A 15,543-nucleotide genomic window follows, 5' to 3' on the forward strand; every position below is an offset into this window, starting at 1 on the left:
GTTCGTAAGCTCTGGCTGTCGACATCGCATCGCAGGCCTTCTTGAGCGGATCCTCGTAGTAGGCCTTGATTTTTTCCACTCCCATGCCCGGAGTTGCCAGCCAACGTGGGACGTACACGTTGCAGAGCCGCTCCACGTCCGTGAACACCTTGAGGGCGCCGGTGCCGGTGGCAGGGCAAGGAGTCGCGAAGGCGTCGCCGACCAGTACAAGGCCCGGCTTCTGAAAGTCTCGCAGCACGTGCAGATCCGTCGGCCGAACCTTGACCGAACCTGTCACCGTATAAGAACCAATCACGGTCGCGAGCTTCGGCATAAGGCTGCGGAGCGCCGCATCCGGATCGGTCCGGAAACTCGTCATCCAGGAACTTTTCAGCGGCTGATAGAGGAAGAGGTTGGCCCGCATCGAACTGCCGATCCGGAATAGGGTGAGATAGGCCATGCCCTCAGCATGGTTCTCGGGATTGTACTGCAGCCCGGGAAAGTCGAACTCGGTCCCGTCCGTCCGTTCGAGGTCAAAGCCAATCGTTACCGAGTGGCGGGGGCTGACGAGTTAGCGCGAAATGCCGAGGTTACGGCGCAGCGTCCAGTTCAGTCCGCTCGCGAGGATGACGAGACGGGCATCGATCTCGTGGCCATCCGATAGAAGGACCCGCTGATGGTTCTCGATCAGCGTGACCGCATCGACAAAGGTGCGGCAGGTGCGAACATGCTGCGGGATCTCGGCGCGTATCGTATTGACGAGCCTATCATAGGCCATCCCATACTGGTCGAAGGGGACCTTATCGATGATCCGGCCAAAGCGGGCGATCCACAGCCGATCCGTGTGAGTTGCCGCCCGGATGACCGCCTCTGCGAGTCCGCTCCGGCGCAGAACACCGATGTGACCTTGTTCTAGCTTCTCACACCGGAAGTCCGGCGGGTAGGTCGCGTTCGGATCGACGAAGGTGACATCATGCCCGGCATGGCCGAGCATGGCGGCAGCCATCGAGCCGGCCAGACCTCCTCCAACAACGATGACGTCAGCACACATGATTCCCTTTCGCAATTCCGCTTGGAGTCGGCGCAACAATTAGTGAACAAATTCATCGACGATATTCGTATTATGTGTCGGTCCCTCTGCAAGGGAAACGTTCGAATATGGCGTACTACCTTTTAGGATCTGTTGTGGCCTGAACTGATTAGCGGTGTTCGCGTTTTGTCACTCCGCGGACGTGGGACAATTGTGAGTGACGCACGATGGTCCGAACTGGAGCCTCTGGCCGAGGCGTGCCGTCCGAAGGCCAAGACACCACCGCGGGATCTCAGGCGCAGGCTCTCGGCGATCCGCTGGAGGCATCAGAACGGCGCCAAGTGGCGAGCCATTCCCAGCGATTTCGGGCCTTGGTGGCGAGAGGCCCAGATCTTCATCCGCTGGGCTCGTGCCGGGGTGTGGAGCGGTTGCTCAGCCTCGAGCGGGAGCGGGGTGTACGGTCCCGGGCCAGGATCGGCTGAGGCTCCGCTCTCGTCCTCCGCCCAGGCCAAGTAACGAATTCCCTGCATTGCTCGGATGCTGACAACTCCATGCCCTTGCCGATCGATCATCCCTGGCTTTCCCGGCTCGCACGGGCTGCCCTTCGTCCCGGGTTTCCGGCATGTCCACGGGCGGGTTCGGTTTGGCGGAAGTTGCCGGCGGCGAATAAGACGTGAGTTGAACCGCGAAGACCAACCATCATTCACGCGCAAGCTTGAGCGCGATCAGCCGGTCATGCGTTCCGGGATCGGCCCCGAGCCGCCAGCGATCGCGAACCGTGCTCGAAGCCGGCGAACACCTCCCGCAGCGAGGTTTCGCGCCGCAGCGTCGAGGCACGGGTGCTCGGTGCCGGGTCCCGATCATGCACGCCGGAAAGGTGAAGGCTCTGCGCCGAGAAGGCATGATCCTTCGTCCATATCCAGCGGCGGACTCCTCTCACTTCCCTTGTCGGCGGTTGAATAGCTAGGCAATACGGCGCCTAATACGACTTTGGTTGGGATCAATTTTTATCATAAATCAATTAACATACGTCTATGAAATAAACAGATCAAACCAGTGTAGGTTAAAGACGCTGATAGCTTCTTAGTTGATCCTTCACGAAGGCACTGCGATGTGCGTCGGAACGGTCGAATGCTTGGCGCGCGGCAAGGAACGGTTTTGATCACAGGTGGGGCCGGCTTCATCGGCCGCCATCTCGCGAAGGCTCTTCTGTCTGCGGGATATCGCGTCCGCGTTCTCGACAACTTCCTCGAGCAGGTTCACGGCACTGCGCCGGACAGGAGCGTCCTTGCGCCCGAGGTCACGCTCATCGAAGGCGATGTCCGCGATGGCGCGGCGGTGAAGCGTGCCCTCGAAGGGGCGACGCACGTCGTCCACCTCGCCGCCGAGGTCGGCGTCGGCCAGAGCATGTACGCGGTCGACCACTACGTCTCGGTCAACGACTACGGCACCGCTGTGCTGTTTCAGGCGCTGATCGAGCGGCCGGTCAGGCGGGTCGTGGTCGCGTCGTCCATGAGCATCTACGGAGAGGGCCTCTATCGGACGGTCGAGGGCGACGTCGCCGAGGGCATCCGCCGGCCCGGCCTGCTGGACCCCGTCGACGCCGCAGGCCGGCCACTGGTGCCGGCCCCGACCCCGGAATGGAAGAATTCGACCCTCGCCTCGGTCTATGCGCTGACGAAGTACGTGCAGGAGCGGCTGACCCTCACCCTGGCTCCGGCCTACGGGATGGAGGGCGTGGCCCTGCGGCTGTGGAACGTCTACGGACCGGGCCAGGCCCTCTCGAATCCCTATACCGGCGTGCTCGCCATCTTCGCGTCGCGGCTGCACAACGGCCAGCCGCCGATGATCTTCGAGGATGGCCTGCAGCGGCGCGATTTCGTCCATGTCGGCGATGTGGTGCAGGCCTTCGTCCTCGCCCTCGAACATCCCGCCGCACCCGGCAACGTCTACAACGTCGCCAGCGGTGAGCACCGCACCGTGCGCGACGTGGCGCGCCTGCTGGCCGGCGCCATGGGCCGGGAGAACATCGACCCCGAGATCACCGGCAAGGTGAGGTCCGGCGACATCCGACACTGTATCGCCGATATCGGCCGCATCCAGGACGAGCTCGGCTACGCGCCCAGGCACGACTTCTCGGAAGGTCTCGCGGAACTCGCCGCCTGGGTGGCGCAGCAGCAGGCCCTCGACCGGGTCGCCGAGGCCCGGGCCGACCTGGAGAAGCGGGGCCTCGTGGCATGAGGGACATCGCGGGACCCTCCGCCTCCTCCCGGCTCGACGGTCCTGTCCTGATCACCGGCGGCGCCGGCTTCATCGGCTGCAATCTCGCCGACCGCCTAGCCGGCGAGGGGCACGACGTCCTGGTGTTCGATTCCCTCGCCCGTGCCGGCGTCGAGGCCAACCTCGACGGGCTGAAGGCGCGCCATCCGCGTCGGGTCAGGGCCATCGTCGCCGACATCCGGGACGAGGCCACGCTCGCCGGGGCGGTGGCACAGACGGCCGTCGTCTTCCACCTCGCCGCTCAAGTCGCCGTGACCACGAGCCTGATCGATCCGCGCGCCGATTTCGAGATCAACCTGAGCGGCACCCTCAACCTCCTCGAAGCCCTGCGCCGCCGACCGGTGCCGCTGGTCTTCGCCTCGACCAACAAGGTCTACGGCAACCTCGGGGGCATCCCCCTCGACCGTGTGGACGATCGCTACCTGCCGGCCGACGCCGCCCTGCGCCGCTACGGCGTCGGCGAGGACCGACCCCTCGACTTCCACACCCCCTATGGCTGCTCCAAGGGGGCGGCCGACCAGTACGTGCTCGATTACGCACGCAGCTTCGGCATCCCGGCGGCCGTGCTGCGGATGAGCTGCATCTACGGCCCCCATCAGGTCGGCACCGAGGACCAGGGCTGGGTCGCCCATTTCCTGATCCGCGCGCTTCGCGCCGAGCCGATCGCGGTCTACGGCGACGGCTGCCAGGTGCGCGACGTCCTCCACGTCTCCGATGCCGTGGCCGCCTATATCGCCGCCTGGGACCGGATCGCGCAGATCAGCGGCACGGCGTTCAACCTCGGCGGCGGCCCCGGCAACGCGGTCAGCCTGCGCGACGTGCTCGATCAGCTTCCGGAGCTGACAGGCCGGTCCGTCGATCTGCATCATGGGTCGTGGCGGCCCGGTGACCAGCGCTGGTACGTGTCCGATACCCGCCGGGCCAGCGCCGCCCTCGGACTTGCCGCCCCGATGCCGTGGCGGGACGGCCTCGCCGATCTCGCGCGCTGGATGGGAGCGGGCCTCGCGCCCGCCGGCCACGTTGCGCAGCCGGCTTTCGCCAGGGCGATGCCATGATGCGGATCGCCCTCGTCAACCCGTCCTGGACCTATTGCAACAGCATCTATTTCGGCTGCCGCGCGCCGCATCTCGCCCTCGAGCTCGCCTATGGCAAGGCGATGCTCGAACGGGAAGGCCACGAGGTTCTCTTGGTCGACGCGCACCTCAACGGGCAATCGAACGAGGAGGCGGCCGACGCGGTCGCGGCCTTCGGCCCCGCGATGACCGTCGTGACGACGGCGCCGACCTATCTGTTCTGGCGCTGCGCTCCGCCCGAGCTGAGGGTGCCTCGCGCCTTCCTCGACGCCCTGGGATCGAGGGGGGGGCGGACGATCGCGGTCGGCCCACATGGCTCGACGACGCCGGGAGCGACGCTGGCCAAGCTCGGCGTCGATGCCGTGATCCGCGGCGAGTGCGAGGAGATCCTGGTCAGGCTCGCCGCGGCCGATATCCTCGACGAGGTGCCGGCGCTGGCCTTCCGTGGTGGAGGCGGCGTCACGATCACCGGCGGCCCCCATTCCGGCCGTTTCGTCGATCTGCCGGCCCTTCGCTGGCCGGCGGAGTGGATCGCCCGCCACGATCACCATCACCACCGCTTCGACCGGGCGCCCGACGGTCCCGGCGCCGAAGTCGAGGCCTCCCGCGGCTGCCCCTACACCTGCAGCTTCTGCGCGAAGATCGATTTTCGCGACAGCTATCGCCGCCGCGACCTCGTTCACGTCCTCGACGAGGTCGACGGGTTGATCGCTCAGGGCGTCACCTACGTCTACTTCGTCGACGAGATCTTTCTCCCTCAAAAATCGCTCCTCGAAGCGCTGGTCGGGCGTGAAATCCGCTTCGGCATCCAGACCCGGATCGACCTCTGGAAGCCGGACATGCTCGACCTTCTGGGCGCGGCGGGCTGCGTCTCGATCGAGGCCGGCATCGAGAGCCTGACGCCGGAGGGCCGTGCCGCGCTGGACAAGCGCTGCCGGGACACCACCGAGGAACTCGCCGCCCGCTTGATCCACGCGCGGCGCAGCGTCCCCTTCGTCCAGGCCAACCTGATCCGCAGCGAGGGCGACGATCCCGACCTCGTGGCGTCCTGGCGGGACCGGCTGCGCGGGCACGGCGTCTGGGCCAACGACCCAGTGCCGCTCTATCCCTATCCCGGCGCACCGGATTACCGCCGTCTGTGGGGCGAGCCGGACGATCAGGCCTGGGAAAGGGCGCACGCGCACTACCTCGCGCAGTTCGACGGGTTCAGCGACATCCAGGAGGAGCGCCCGCTGCCTTTGCACGAGCTCGAAGCCGCGTGCGGGTGCCGGTGAGGACCGTGCGCCTGCGCGTCCTCATGACCGCGGACGCGGTCGGTGGCGTCTGGCCCTACGCGGTCGACCTCGCGGACGGCTTGTCCCGCGAGGGCGTGGAGGTGACGCTGGCTCTCCTCGGACCTCCGGCCTCCGACGCGCAGCGCGCGCAGGCCGAGGCCGCCGGCTGTCGGCTGATCGACACCGGACTGCCCCTCGACTGGCTGGCGGAGACGCCCGACGCGGTGCTGGCGGCGGGGGAGGCCCTGGCGCGGCTCGCGGGCTTGGCAGGCGCGGATCTCGTCCACCTTCACAGCCCTGCCTTCGCCGCGGCAGGCGGTTTCGACGTGCCCGTCGTCGCAGTGTGCCATTCCTGCGTCGCGACGTGGTGGTGGGCGCTCGAACCCGGGCCGCTGCCGCCTGATCTCGCCTGGCGGCGCGACCTCGTCGCCCTGGGCTGTGAACGGGCCGATGCCCTGCTCGCCCCGAGCGCGGCCTTCGCCGCCGCCACCGCCGGCGCCTACGGCCTGCCCCGGCAGCCGACCGTCGTGCGTAACGGCCGGCGGACGCCCGCGTGGCCCAATTCTCCCGACGATGCTGGGCACTACCCTGCGCGCTACCCTGCGCCATTCGCCTTCACCGCCGGCCGCCTTTGGGACCGGGCGAAGAACGTCGCGGCCCTCGATCGCGTCGCCGCGCTCAGCATCATGCCGGTTCGCGCGGCAGGACCGACCGAAGGGCCTCACGGCGAGCGGATCAGGCTGATCCATCTCGCGCGGCTCGGGCCGCTCGACGATGCCGGCGTGGCCGCACAGCTCCGCGAGAGGCCCGTCTTCGTGTCGCTGGCGCGTTACGAGCCGTTCGGCCTCGCGGTGCTCGAGGCCGCACAGGCGGGATGCGCCCTCGTCCTGTCCGACATCCCGACTTTCCGCGAGCTATGGGACGGGGCGGCCGTCTTCGTCGATCCTGCGGAGACGACGGCCGCGGCCGGAATCCTCGACGCCCTGGCCACCGATTCCGACCGGCACCTGGACCTGGGCGACGCCGCCCGCGCCCACGCGGCTCGCTATGGAATGGCGGCCGCCACCGCGGGCGTCCTGCGGGCCTTCGAGACCGTCCTGACGGGACGCAGGCTTGCCGTATCTCTCGACGGAGCCGCCGCGTGAAGATCGCCTACTTCACCCACTCCCTGACGTCGTGCTGGAACCACGGCAATGCGCATTTCCTGCGCGGCGTGCTGAAGGAACTGATGCGACGCGGGCATGCCGTCGAGGCCTTCGAGCCGCGCGGCGCCTGGAGCCTCGACAACCTTCGGCGCGATCACGGCGAAGCCGGGCTATCCGCGTTCCGCGAGGCCTACCCGGAGCTCGATGCGGCCACTTACGACGCGATCGGGCCGGTGGTGGACACCGTGAAGGGCAGCGACCTCGTCGTCGTCCACGAGTGGAACGATCCCGCCCTGGTCGCGGCCCTCGGGACCGCACGCAAGCGCGGCGCGCGCTACACCCTCCTCTTCCACGACACGCACCACAGGGCGGTGAGCGAGCCCGAGGCGATGCGGCGCTACGACCTCTCGGGCTACGACGGCGTCCTGGCCTTCGGCGAAACCCTGGCCGGGATCTATCGCGGCTGGGGCTGGGGCCGGCGCGTCTTCGTCTGGCACGAGGCTGCCGACACGCACCTGTTCCGGCCTCCGGAGCACGAAGGCGAACGGGCCGGTCTGGTCTGGATCGGCAATTGGGGCGACGGCGAGCGCAGCGCCGAGCTGGAGACCTTCCTGTTCGCCCCGGCCCGGCGCAGCGGCCTCCCCCTCGACGTCTACGGCGTCCGCTATCCCGAGGCGGCGCTGGCGACGCTCGCCCGCTACGGTGCGCGCTATCATGGCTGGGCACCGAATGCCGGCGCGCCCGCTCTGTTCGCCCGGCATCTCGCCACCGTTCACGTGCCGAGGCGGTTCTACGTGGAGCGGCTGCCCGGCATCCCGACGATCCGCGTCTTTGAGGCGCTCGCCTGCGGCATCCCCCTGGTCAGTGCGCCCTGGGACGATGCCGAGGGGCTGTTCTCACCGGGCACCGACTACCTCGTCGCCGCCGACGGCGCCGAGATGGAGCGTCACCTCCGGGCCGTGTCCTCCGATGCCGGCCTGCGCCACAGCCTCGTCGTGAGCGGCCTCGCGACGATCGCGGCCCGGCACACCTGCCGCCACCGTGCGGACGAACTCCTCGCCATCGCGGCGCGGCTCAGCGCGGCTGCCTTACCCGGGAATCTTGCCATGCCGGAGAATGCTGCGTGAAGATCGCCTTCTACGGATCGAGCCTGCTCTCCTCCTACTGGAACGGAGCCGCCACCTATTACCGCGGGATGCTGCGCGACCTGGCCGGCCGCGGCCACCGCATCACCTTCTACGAGCCGGACGCCTATGACCGGCAGAAGCACCGCGACATCGATCCTCCCCCCTACGCCGAGGTGCGGGTCTACCCTGCGACCCCCGAGGCGATGCGGGCCGTGGTCGCCGAGGCGAAGGCGGCCGACGTCGTCGTCAAGGCGAGCGGCGTCGGGGTCTACGACGACGAATTGCTCGCGGGGCTCGTCGCGGCATCCCGGCCGGACGCGATCCGCATCTTCTGGGACGTCGACGCCCCAGCCACCCTCGCCGAGCTCGCCGCGAATCCGGGCCACCCCCTGCTTGAGGCGATGCCGGCGCTCGATCTCGTGCTCACCTATGGTGGCGGTCCGCCGGTGGTCTCCGCCTACGAGAGCTTCGGCGCCGCCGCCTGCATCCCGATCTACAACGCCCTCGACCCGAGCACCCACCATCCGGTCCCGCCGGAGCCGCGCTTCTCGGCCGACCTCGCCTTCCTCGGCAACCGCCTGCCCGACCGCGAGGCCCGGGTCGAGGCGTTCTTCCTCGACGCCGCCGCGCGCCTGCCGGAGCGGGCCTTCCTCATCGGCGGCAGCGGCTGGGCGGACAAGCCGATGCCCGCCAACGTGCGCCATCTCGGCCACGTCTACACACGCGAGCACAACGCCTTCAACACAACGCCGCTCGCCGTGCTCAACATCGCCCGCGACAGCATGGCCGCCGTGGGTTACTCGCCTGCGACGCGGGTGTTCGAGGCGGCCGGCGCAGGCGCCTGCCTCGTCACCGACGCCTGGGACGGCCTCGGCCTCTTCCTCGAGGACGGGCGGGAGGTGCTGGTCGCCCGCGACGGGCGCGAGGTCGCCGAGCATATCGCCGCGCTCACGCCCGAGCGCGCCCGCGCCATCGGCGAGGCTGCCCGCACCCGGATCACCCGCGAGCACACCTACGCCCATCGCGGCGCCCAGGTCGACGCGATCCTGCGCGCGGTCGCCGAGCGCAAGCGCGAGCGGGGTGCGGCGTGACCGGGTCGCCCATCCGCCTCGTCGTCCTCGGCCTCAGCCTGTCCTCGTCCTGGGGCAACGGCCACGCCACCACCTACCGCGCCCTGCTCCGGGCCTTCGCTGCCCGTGGGCACAGCATCCTGTTCCTGGAACGCGACGTGCCCTGGTACGCCGCGCATCGCGACCTTCCCGAACCCGATTTCAGCGAGTTGGCCCTCTACCGGGACCTGACCGACCTGGCGCGCTTCCGCGAACGGATCGCCGCCGCCGATGCGGTGATCGTCGGCTCCTACGTGCCCGAGGGTGTCGCCGTCGGGGAGCGCGTCCGCGCCTGGACGCGAAACCTGTGCGCCTTCTACGACATCGACACGCCGGTCACCCTCGCCAAGCTCGCGCACGGCGATCACGCCTATCTCTCCCCCGACCTCATCCGCGCCTACGACCTCTATCTGTCCTTCACGGGCGGGCCGACCCTGGACCTGATCGAGAGGCGCTACGGTTCGCCCGCGGCGCGGCCTCTCTACTGCTCGGTCGATCCGGACGCCTATCCGGTTTTGGTTCGGGACAAGCGGTGGGACCTGACCTATCTCGGCACCTACAGCGCCGACCGCCAGCCGACCCTGGAACGGCTCCTGATCGAGCCCGCCCGCCGCGCGCCGCACCTGCGCTTCGCCGTGGCCGGGCCGCAATATCCGCACGACATCGACTGGCCGGAGAACGTCGAGCGCATCGATCACGTCGCGCCCGCCGGTCACCCGGATTTCTATTCCGCCAGCCGCTACACCCTGAACGTCACCCGCGCCGACATGATCCGGGCCGGGTACAGCCCGAGCGTGCGCCTGTTCGAGGCGGCCTCCTGCGGAACCCCGATCCTCACCGACCGCTGGGACGGGCTCGAGACGGTGCTGGTGCCGGGCGTCGAGATCCTGCCGGCCGACAGCGCGGACGACGTGCTCGACGTGCTCGACGGACGATCCGAGGCGGACCGCCTGCGCGTCGCCGGCGCCGCCCGTGCGCGCGTCCTCGCCGAGCACAGCGCGGCTCACCGGGCCGGCGAGCTCGAAGCGCATCTTCGCGAAGCGCAGGGCCGCCCCGGGACCAGGGTCGCCGCACCCGGGATTGCCGGGACGATGGCTCACGCAACGGCAAGCCTGCGAGGGATGGTGTCATGACGACCGAGAAAGGTTTGCGCGTGCTGGTCGCCGGTGGCGCCGGCTTCATCGGATCCCACCTCGTCGACGCGCTGCTGGGCAACGGCGCTCGCGTCACCGTCCTCGACAGCATGCTGACGGGGCGCAGGTCGAACCTTGCTCACCTGCAGCACGAGCCCCGCTTCGACCTCGTGCAAGCCGACGTCGTCGATCCACTGCCGCTGCTCGGACGATTCGACCGCATCTTCAATCTCGCCTGTCCCGCTTCGCCGCCGCATTATCAGGCCGACCCGGTCCACACGATGATGACGAGCGTGCTTGGCACGCATCGCCTGCTGGCGCGTGCCCGCGACGACGGCGCCCGCTTCCTCCAGGCCTCGACCAGCGAGGTCTATGGCGACCCGGAGGTTCATCCCCAGCGGGAATCCTACTGGGGCAACGTGAACCCGACCGGGCCGCGCGCCTGCTACGACGAGGGCAAGCGCGCCGCCGAGGCGCTGGTCTTCGACTTCGAGCGGACGCACGGCACCGACATCCGGATCGCCCGCATCTTCAACACCTACGGTCCGCGCATGCGCGCCGACGATGGGCGGGTCGTCTCGAACGTCGTCTGCCAGGCGCTCGCCGGCGACGACATCACCGTCTACGGCGACGGGCGGCAAACGCGCTCCTTCTGCTACGTCAGCGACCTCGTCGAAGGTCTGTCTCGTCTGATGGCGTGCGACACGCTGCCCGGCGGACCGGTCAATCTCGGCAATCCGAACGAGCTGACCGTCGGCGATCTGGTGGAGCGCGTCCTGCGCCTTACCGGGAGCGCCTCGCGGGTGGTGACGCGGCCATTGCCGGTCGACGACCCGCGGCGACGCAAGCCCTGCATCGCGCGGGCCGGGAGCTTGCTCGACTGGAGCCCTAAGGTCGACCTGGAATCCGGGCTGAAGAAGACGACCGCCTGGTTCTCCCGCGAGATGGCGCACGATGCGGCGCCGCAGAACAAGGATCACGCCCTTGCCGGCTGACCGTGAGGCGTGTCGGCGCCGGCTCTCACGCGTGGAGGAACGTTGATGCAGCGATCCAAGATCCGCGTCGGCATCGTCGGGGTGGGCAACTGCGCCTCCTCCTTCGTGCAGGGCCTGCACCATTACTGTGATGCCCGACGCAACGAGGTCGTGCCGGGGCTGATGAATGTCGAGCTCGGCGGCTATCACGTGGGGGACGTCGAAGTCGTCTCCGGCTTCGACATCAGCGCGGACAAGGTCGGGCGCGACCTCTCCGAGGCCATCCTGGCGCCACCCAATAACACGCAGCGTTTCGCCGATGTCCCGCCGACCGGGGTCATCGTACGGCGCGGCCCGACGCTGGACGGGCTCGGCCGCTACATGCGCGAGGTGATCACCGAGGCCGACGAGCCCGCGATCGACGTCACGGCGGAGCTGGAACGGACGCGCACGCAGGTGCTCGTCTCCTACCTGCCGGTGGGCTCGCAGGCGGCCACCGAGTACTACGCCACCTGCGCCCTCGACGCGGGCTGCGCGCTCGTCAACTGCATCCCGGTCTTCATCGCCTCCGACCCGGCGTGGCGCAGGCGCTTCGAGCTGCGCGGCCTGCCGCTCGTCGGCGACGACATCAAGAGCCAGGTCGGCGCCACCATCGTGCACCGCATGCTGGCGAACCTGATGCGCGAGCGCGGCGTGCGCCTCGACCGCACCTACCAGCTCAATTTCGGCGGCAATGCCGATTTCAAGAACATGCTCGAGCGCGAACGCCTGGAATCGAAGAAGCTCTCGAAGACCCGCGCGGTGACCAGCCAGCTCGACATGCCGCTCGACCCGGACGACATCCATGTCGGCCCGAGCGACCACGTGCCCTGGCTCACTGACCGCAAATGGGCGCATATCCGCCTGGAGGGCACCGCTTTCGGTGGCGTGCCCCTCAACATCGAGCTCAAGCTCGAAGTGTGGGATTCGCCGAACTCCGCCGGCATCGTCATCGACGCGGTGCGGTGCGCCAGGATCGGCCTCGACCGGGGTATCGGCGGCGCCCTTGTTGGCCCGTCGAGCTACTTCATGAAGGCGCCTCCGCGCCAGTTCACCGACAACGAGGCCCGTGAACGGACCCGGCGCTTCGTGGCGGGCGAGCCCGATCTCGAGACGTCGCCCCCCCTGGGAAGCGCATGAGCCGGGTTCATCTCGTGCGCCACGCGTCGCATGGGCGGCTGCACAAGGTCCTGTGCGGGCGCATGCCGGGGGTCGCGCTGAGCGAGGAGGGACGTATCGAGGCCGCGGCGCTCGCCGCGCGCCTGAGGCACACGGGCGTGACGGCGGTGCTGTCGAGCCCGCGTGAGCGGGCGCTGGAGACCGCTGCCCCGATCGCCGAGGCCCTCGGCCTCGGCGTCACGGTAGCGGAGGAGCTCGACGAGATCGATTTCGGCGCCTGGACCGGGCGCAGCTTCACCGAACTCGAGGCCGACCCGCTCTGGACCACCTGGAATACGGAGCGGGCCGCCAGCCGACCGCCCGGAGGCGAGGGCATGGGCGAGGCGGGCGCGCGTGCCCTCGGGTTGCTGGCGCGGCTGGAGGGGACCAGCGTCGCGGTGAGCCATGGCGACGTCATCCGCGCCGTGGTGCTCGGCATCCTCCACCTCTCGCCGGACGCATACGATCGCCTCGAGGTGGGCCCGGCCTCGGTGACCACCCTCGATCTATGGACGGGCGGCGGACGCCTCGCCGCGCTCAACGTACAGCCGGGTCTGACGTGACTCCGCTCCCTGGCACCACCGGAGACGATCGATGACCATGCCAGAGGAGCGTGCCGTGCTGCGCCGTGAGATCGAGGCGCTCGGAGACTGGTTCCACAATATCGACCTCGACGGCGAGCCGACCGCGCCGAACCATTTCCTCGGCGATTACCCGCGGGTGAAGTGGCGCCGCCTCGCCGAGGCGATCCCGGCGGACCTGACGGGCAAGAGCGTCCTCGATATCGGCTGCAATGGCGGCTTCTACAGTATCGAGATGAAGCGCCGCGGCGCGGCGCGCGTGCTCGGGATCGATTCCGACGAGCGCTACCTCGCGCAGGCACGGTTCGCGGCGGCGCGGACCGGACAGGACATCACCTTCACCAAGCTCTCCGTCTACGATGTCGGCGCCCTGGGCGAACGCTTCGACGTCGTCCTGTTCATGGGGGTGCTCTACCACCTGCGCCATCCGCTGCTCGCCCTCGACCTGATCCGCGAGCACGTGGCCGCCGACCTGCTCGTGTTCCAGTCGATGCAGCGGGGTGCCCGCGAGGCCGAGCCTGTCGCCGAGGACTACGATTTCTGGGAGACGGACCATTTCGGGGCGCCGGGCTACCCGAAGCTGCACTTCATCGAGCACCGCTACGCCGGCGACCCGACGAACTGGTGGGTTCCCAATCGCGCCTGCACCGAGGCGATGCTGCGGGCGAGCGGCTTTCGCATCGAGAGCCACCCCGAGGAAGAGGTGTTCGTCTGCCGCCCCGCCTCGGTGCCCTACGGCGCGGGGGCGGTTTATCCGGCCCTGTCGGGCCGCACGCTCTCGTCAGCCGAGGAACAGGTCTCGTGATCGAAGCGGTGATGCTCTGGAACGAGCCCAACAACAAGTCGCACTGGGACCCCGAGATCGACCCGGAATGGGTACGGTTTAGCGCCATGGCACGGGCCGCTGGGGCCGCGATCCGCGCGGAGAACCCGACCCTGACGCGGGTGCTCGGCGGCATCTCGCCGATCGACCCGCATTTCATCCGCCGCATGACCGCCGACGGCGTGCTCGACGCCGTCGACGCGGTGGCGGTGCACGGCTTTCCCCTCGACTGGAACCTGTGGCAGATCCACGAGTGGCCGCAGAAGATCGCCGAGATCCAGGCTGTCACGGACCTGCCCGTCTGGGTGTCGGAGGTCGGCGTCTCGACCTTCGGCGCCGAGGAGGTGCAGCTCTGGGGCCTGCAGCGCACCGCCGCGCTCCTCACCGGGGCGGCCCCGCGCATCCATTGGTACAGCCTCTATGACCTGCCGCGGGAATGGGAGGCGACGACCCGCCACCGCGAGGCCGAGGGCTCCTCCTACTATCGCCATTTCCACATGGGCCTTCTGCGCCAGGACGGCACGCCGAAGCTCGCCCTCGAGGAATTCGCCAGGCACACCCCCGCATTCGGATTGTGCCAGTGGTTTCACTACGAGGATCACCGCCTCGACGAGGCCGTGGCCTGGATGAAGCGCCTCGGCGTCACCTACCTGCGCACCGGCCTGTCCTGGGCCGACAGCTTCCGCCCCAACGCCCTCGACTGGTTCGACCGGCAGATGGCGGCGCTGGCCGATTTCGACGTGACGGTGACGTTCTGCTTCACTCCCGAGCACCGGGGCCTGGCGCCCCACCACAGCAGCGCGCCGATCGACCACCGGGAATATGCCGATTTCTGCGCCGCGATGGTCCGCCGCTACGCGCCGGGCCGGTGAGCGGCGCCTGACCCATCGCGGGAACGCGCGCCATGCTCGTCTATGGCGAGACCACCCGGACCGGCTCGCCCGGCGAGGCGCTCGCCGGCATCGCGGCGGCGCTCCGTCACGCGGCGGCCGAACCTCCGGGAATCCGGCGCCACGGCGCCCTCGTCGCGGCGCTGATCGAGGCGGGCGAGCTGGCGCAAGGCATCGCCGACGCGGCGTTCCTCGTACACGGTCACGAGACCGCATCGGCGGCCCAGGACGCGGCGACCGGGCTCCTCGCGCGGCTCGCCGGCACGGTCTGGGACTCGTGGCGGGGCGGCCTACGCGTCGAGGTCCCGGCGCCCGACATCCTGCGCGTCCTCGACGCGGTGGCGCTCCCCGACCGCATCACGACCCGATGGGCGGAGGGGTTCGCCTTCTACGCCCTCTACCCCGAGGGCTACGCGATGGCGGCCGCGCGCTCCGGCCTTCCCACCGCGACCCGGGTGATCGGCATCCGGAGCATCGGTGCGCCCCTGGCGGCGATGGTGGCCGCCGGCCTTGGTGCCGGGGCTCCCGTTACGGTCCGGCCGGTCGGGCACCCGTTCCGGCGCGAGCTGGCGCTCGGAAGCCACATGGCCGAACGCCTCGCCGCCGGATCTCCCCCCGCCTTCGCCGTGGCCGACGAGGGCCCCGGCCTCTCCGGCAGCTCCTTCGGGGCCGTCGTCGACACCCTCGGCACCCTCGGCGTGCCGGAGGACCGCATCCACCTCTTCCCGAGCCATTCCGGCCCGCCGGGCTCGCGGGCGAGTGGCGATCACCGTGCTCGCTGGGGGCGGATGTCCCGCCATGTCGCGCCGTTCGAGGAGGTCGTCCTCAAAGGCTCTATCCCGCACGGGCTCGCCGGCTGGGTGGCGGATCTCGTCGGTCCGGCCGAGGGTCCTCTGGAAGAGATCTCCGGCGGCGCCTGGCGTCGCCA

Annotated in this window: 13 protein-coding genes and 3 pseudogenes; 14 read left to right on the plus strand and 2 right to left on the minus strand. The window is 69.3% G+C overall.

What is annotated here, in order from left to right; all coding sequences use genetic code 11:
- Both ACFE7U_RS05935 and ACFE7U_RS05940 read right to left on the minus strand, forming a co-directional pair.
- Positions 1-439 (minus strand): annotated as a pseudogene (locus ACFE7U_RS05935) (FAD-dependent monooxygenase); the annotation flags it as partial.
- A gap of 111 nt (positions 440-550) precedes the next feature.
- Positions 551-1,030: an FAD-dependent oxidoreductase gene (locus ACFE7U_RS05940; RefSeq protein WP_375408807.1), complete on the minus strand. Its 480-nt coding sequence runs from the start codon at positions 1,028-1,030 to the stop codon at positions 551-553.
- A 189-nt stretch (positions 1,031-1,219) separates the two neighbouring features.
- Between ACFE7U_RS05940 and ACFE7U_RS05945 the strand changes: the two are divergent.
- The 14 genes and pseudogenes from ACFE7U_RS05945 to ACFE7U_RS06010 form a co-directional block, all read left to right on the plus strand.
- Positions 1,220-1,467 (plus strand): annotated as a pseudogene (locus ACFE7U_RS05945) (transposase); the annotation flags it as partial.
- A gap of 673 nt (positions 1,468-2,140) precedes the next feature.
- On the plus strand, positions 2,141-3,250 hold the full coding sequence (locus ACFE7U_RS05950; RefSeq protein WP_375408808.1) for an NAD-dependent epimerase/dehydratase family protein: 1,110 nt from the start codon (positions 2,141-2,143) through the stop codon (positions 3,248-3,250).
- A complete protein-coding gene (locus ACFE7U_RS05955; protein ID WP_375408809.1) occupies positions 3,247-4,344 on the plus strand; it encodes an SDR family NAD(P)-dependent oxidoreductase in 1,098 nt (365 codons plus the stop codon). The genes ACFE7U_RS05950 and ACFE7U_RS05955 overlap by 4 nt, the downstream gene beginning before the upstream one ends.
- Positions 4,344-5,636: a TIGR04295 family B12-binding domain-containing radical SAM protein gene (locus ACFE7U_RS05960; protein ID WP_375408819.1), complete on the plus strand. Its 1,293-nt coding sequence runs from the start codon at positions 4,344-4,346 to the stop codon at positions 5,634-5,636. The genes ACFE7U_RS05955 and ACFE7U_RS05960 overlap by 1 nt, the downstream gene beginning before the upstream one ends.
- Entirely contained in the window at positions 5,627-6,781 is a 1,155-nt protein-coding gene (locus ACFE7U_RS05965) for a glycosyltransferase family 4 protein (RefSeq protein ID WP_375408820.1), read from the plus strand. The genes ACFE7U_RS05960 and ACFE7U_RS05965 overlap by 10 nt, the downstream gene beginning before the upstream one ends.
- Positions 6,778-7,908, plus strand: coding sequence for a glycosyltransferase (locus ACFE7U_RS05970; RefSeq protein WP_375408810.1), 1,131 nt, complete (start codon positions 6,778-6,780; stop codon positions 7,906-7,908). Before ACFE7U_RS05965 ends, ACFE7U_RS05970 begins: the two co-directional genes overlap by 4 nt.
- Positions 7,905-8,999, plus strand: coding sequence for a glycosyltransferase (locus ACFE7U_RS05975; protein ID WP_375408811.1), 1,095 nt, complete (start codon positions 7,905-7,907; stop codon positions 8,997-8,999). The genes ACFE7U_RS05970 and ACFE7U_RS05975 overlap by 4 nt, the downstream gene beginning before the upstream one ends.
- A complete protein-coding gene (locus ACFE7U_RS05980) occupies positions 8,996-10,150 on the plus strand; it encodes a glycosyltransferase (protein WP_375408812.1) in 1,155 nt (384 codons plus the stop codon). The genes ACFE7U_RS05975 and ACFE7U_RS05980 overlap by 4 nt, the downstream gene beginning before the upstream one ends.
- Positions 10,147-11,145: a UDP-glucuronic acid decarboxylase family protein gene (locus ACFE7U_RS05985; protein ID WP_375408813.1), complete on the plus strand. Its 999-nt coding sequence runs from the start codon at positions 10,147-10,149 to the stop codon at positions 11,143-11,145. Before ACFE7U_RS05980 ends, ACFE7U_RS05985 begins: the two co-directional genes overlap by 4 nt.
- Before the next feature lie 45 nt (positions 11,146-11,190).
- Positions 11,191-12,303 carry an inositol-3-phosphate synthase gene (locus tag ACFE7U_RS05990; RefSeq protein ID WP_375408814.1) on the plus strand — a complete coding sequence of 371 codons (1,113 nt, stop codon included), beginning with the start codon at positions 11,191-11,193 and terminating at the stop codon, positions 12,301-12,303.
- The gene (locus ACFE7U_RS05995) at positions 12,300-12,884 is read left to right on the plus strand and encodes a histidine phosphatase family protein (RefSeq protein WP_375408815.1); all 585 of its coding nucleotides are present in this window, start codon (positions 12,300-12,302) and stop codon (positions 12,882-12,884) included. The genes ACFE7U_RS05990 and ACFE7U_RS05995 overlap by 4 nt, the downstream gene beginning before the upstream one ends.
- A 37-nt stretch (positions 12,885-12,921) precedes the next feature.
- A complete protein-coding gene (locus tag ACFE7U_RS06000) occupies positions 12,922-13,707 on the plus strand; it encodes a TIGR04290 family methyltransferase (protein WP_375408821.1) in 786 nt (261 codons plus the stop codon).
- A complete protein-coding gene (locus ACFE7U_RS06005) occupies positions 13,704-14,597 on the plus strand; it encodes a beta-xylosidase (RefSeq protein WP_375408816.1) in 894 nt (297 codons plus the stop codon). Before ACFE7U_RS06000 ends, ACFE7U_RS06005 begins: the two co-directional genes overlap by 4 nt.
- Before the next feature lie 32 nt (positions 14,598-14,629).
- Positions 14,630-15,543, plus strand: a pseudogene (locus tag ACFE7U_RS06010) (hypothetical protein); the annotation flags it as partial.

It is taken from the genome of uncultured Methylobacterium sp. (genome assembly GCF_964251405.1).
GTDB lineage: Bacteria > Pseudomonadota > Alphaproteobacteria > Rhizobiales > Beijerinckiaceae > Methylobacterium.

Excerpts from the sequence above, each read along its gene's own strand:
- ACFE7U_RS05940 (WP_375408807.1), bottom strand. The coding sequence starts at position 1,030 with ATGTGTGCTGACGTCATCGTTGTTGGAGGAGGTCTGGCCGGCTCGATG.
- ACFE7U_RS05950 (WP_375408808.1), top strand. The coding sequence starts at position 2,141 with ATGCTTGGCGCGCGGCAAGGAACGGTTTTGATCACAGGTGGGGCCGGC.
- ACFE7U_RS05955 (WP_375408809.1), top strand. The coding sequence starts at position 3,247 with ATGAGGGACATCGCGGGACCCTCCGCCTCCTCCCGGCTCGACGGTCCT.
- ACFE7U_RS05960 (WP_375408819.1), top strand. The coding sequence starts at position 4,344 with ATGCGGATCGCCCTCGTCAACCCGTCCTGGACCTATTGCAACAGCATC.
- ACFE7U_RS05985 (WP_375408813.1), top strand. The coding sequence starts at position 10,147 with ATGACGACCGAGAAAGGTTTGCGCGTGCTGGTCGCCGGTGGCGCCGGC.
- ACFE7U_RS05990 (WP_375408814.1), top strand. The coding sequence starts at position 11,191 with ATGCAGCGATCCAAGATCCGCGTCGGCATCGTCGGGGTGGGCAACTGC.
- ACFE7U_RS05995 (WP_375408815.1), top strand. The coding sequence starts at position 12,300 with ATGAGCCGGGTTCATCTCGTGCGCCACGCGTCGCATGGGCGGCTGCAC.
- ACFE7U_RS06000 (WP_375408821.1), top strand. The coding sequence starts at position 12,922 with ATGCCAGAGGAGCGTGCCGTGCTGCGCCGTGAGATCGAGGCGCTCGGA.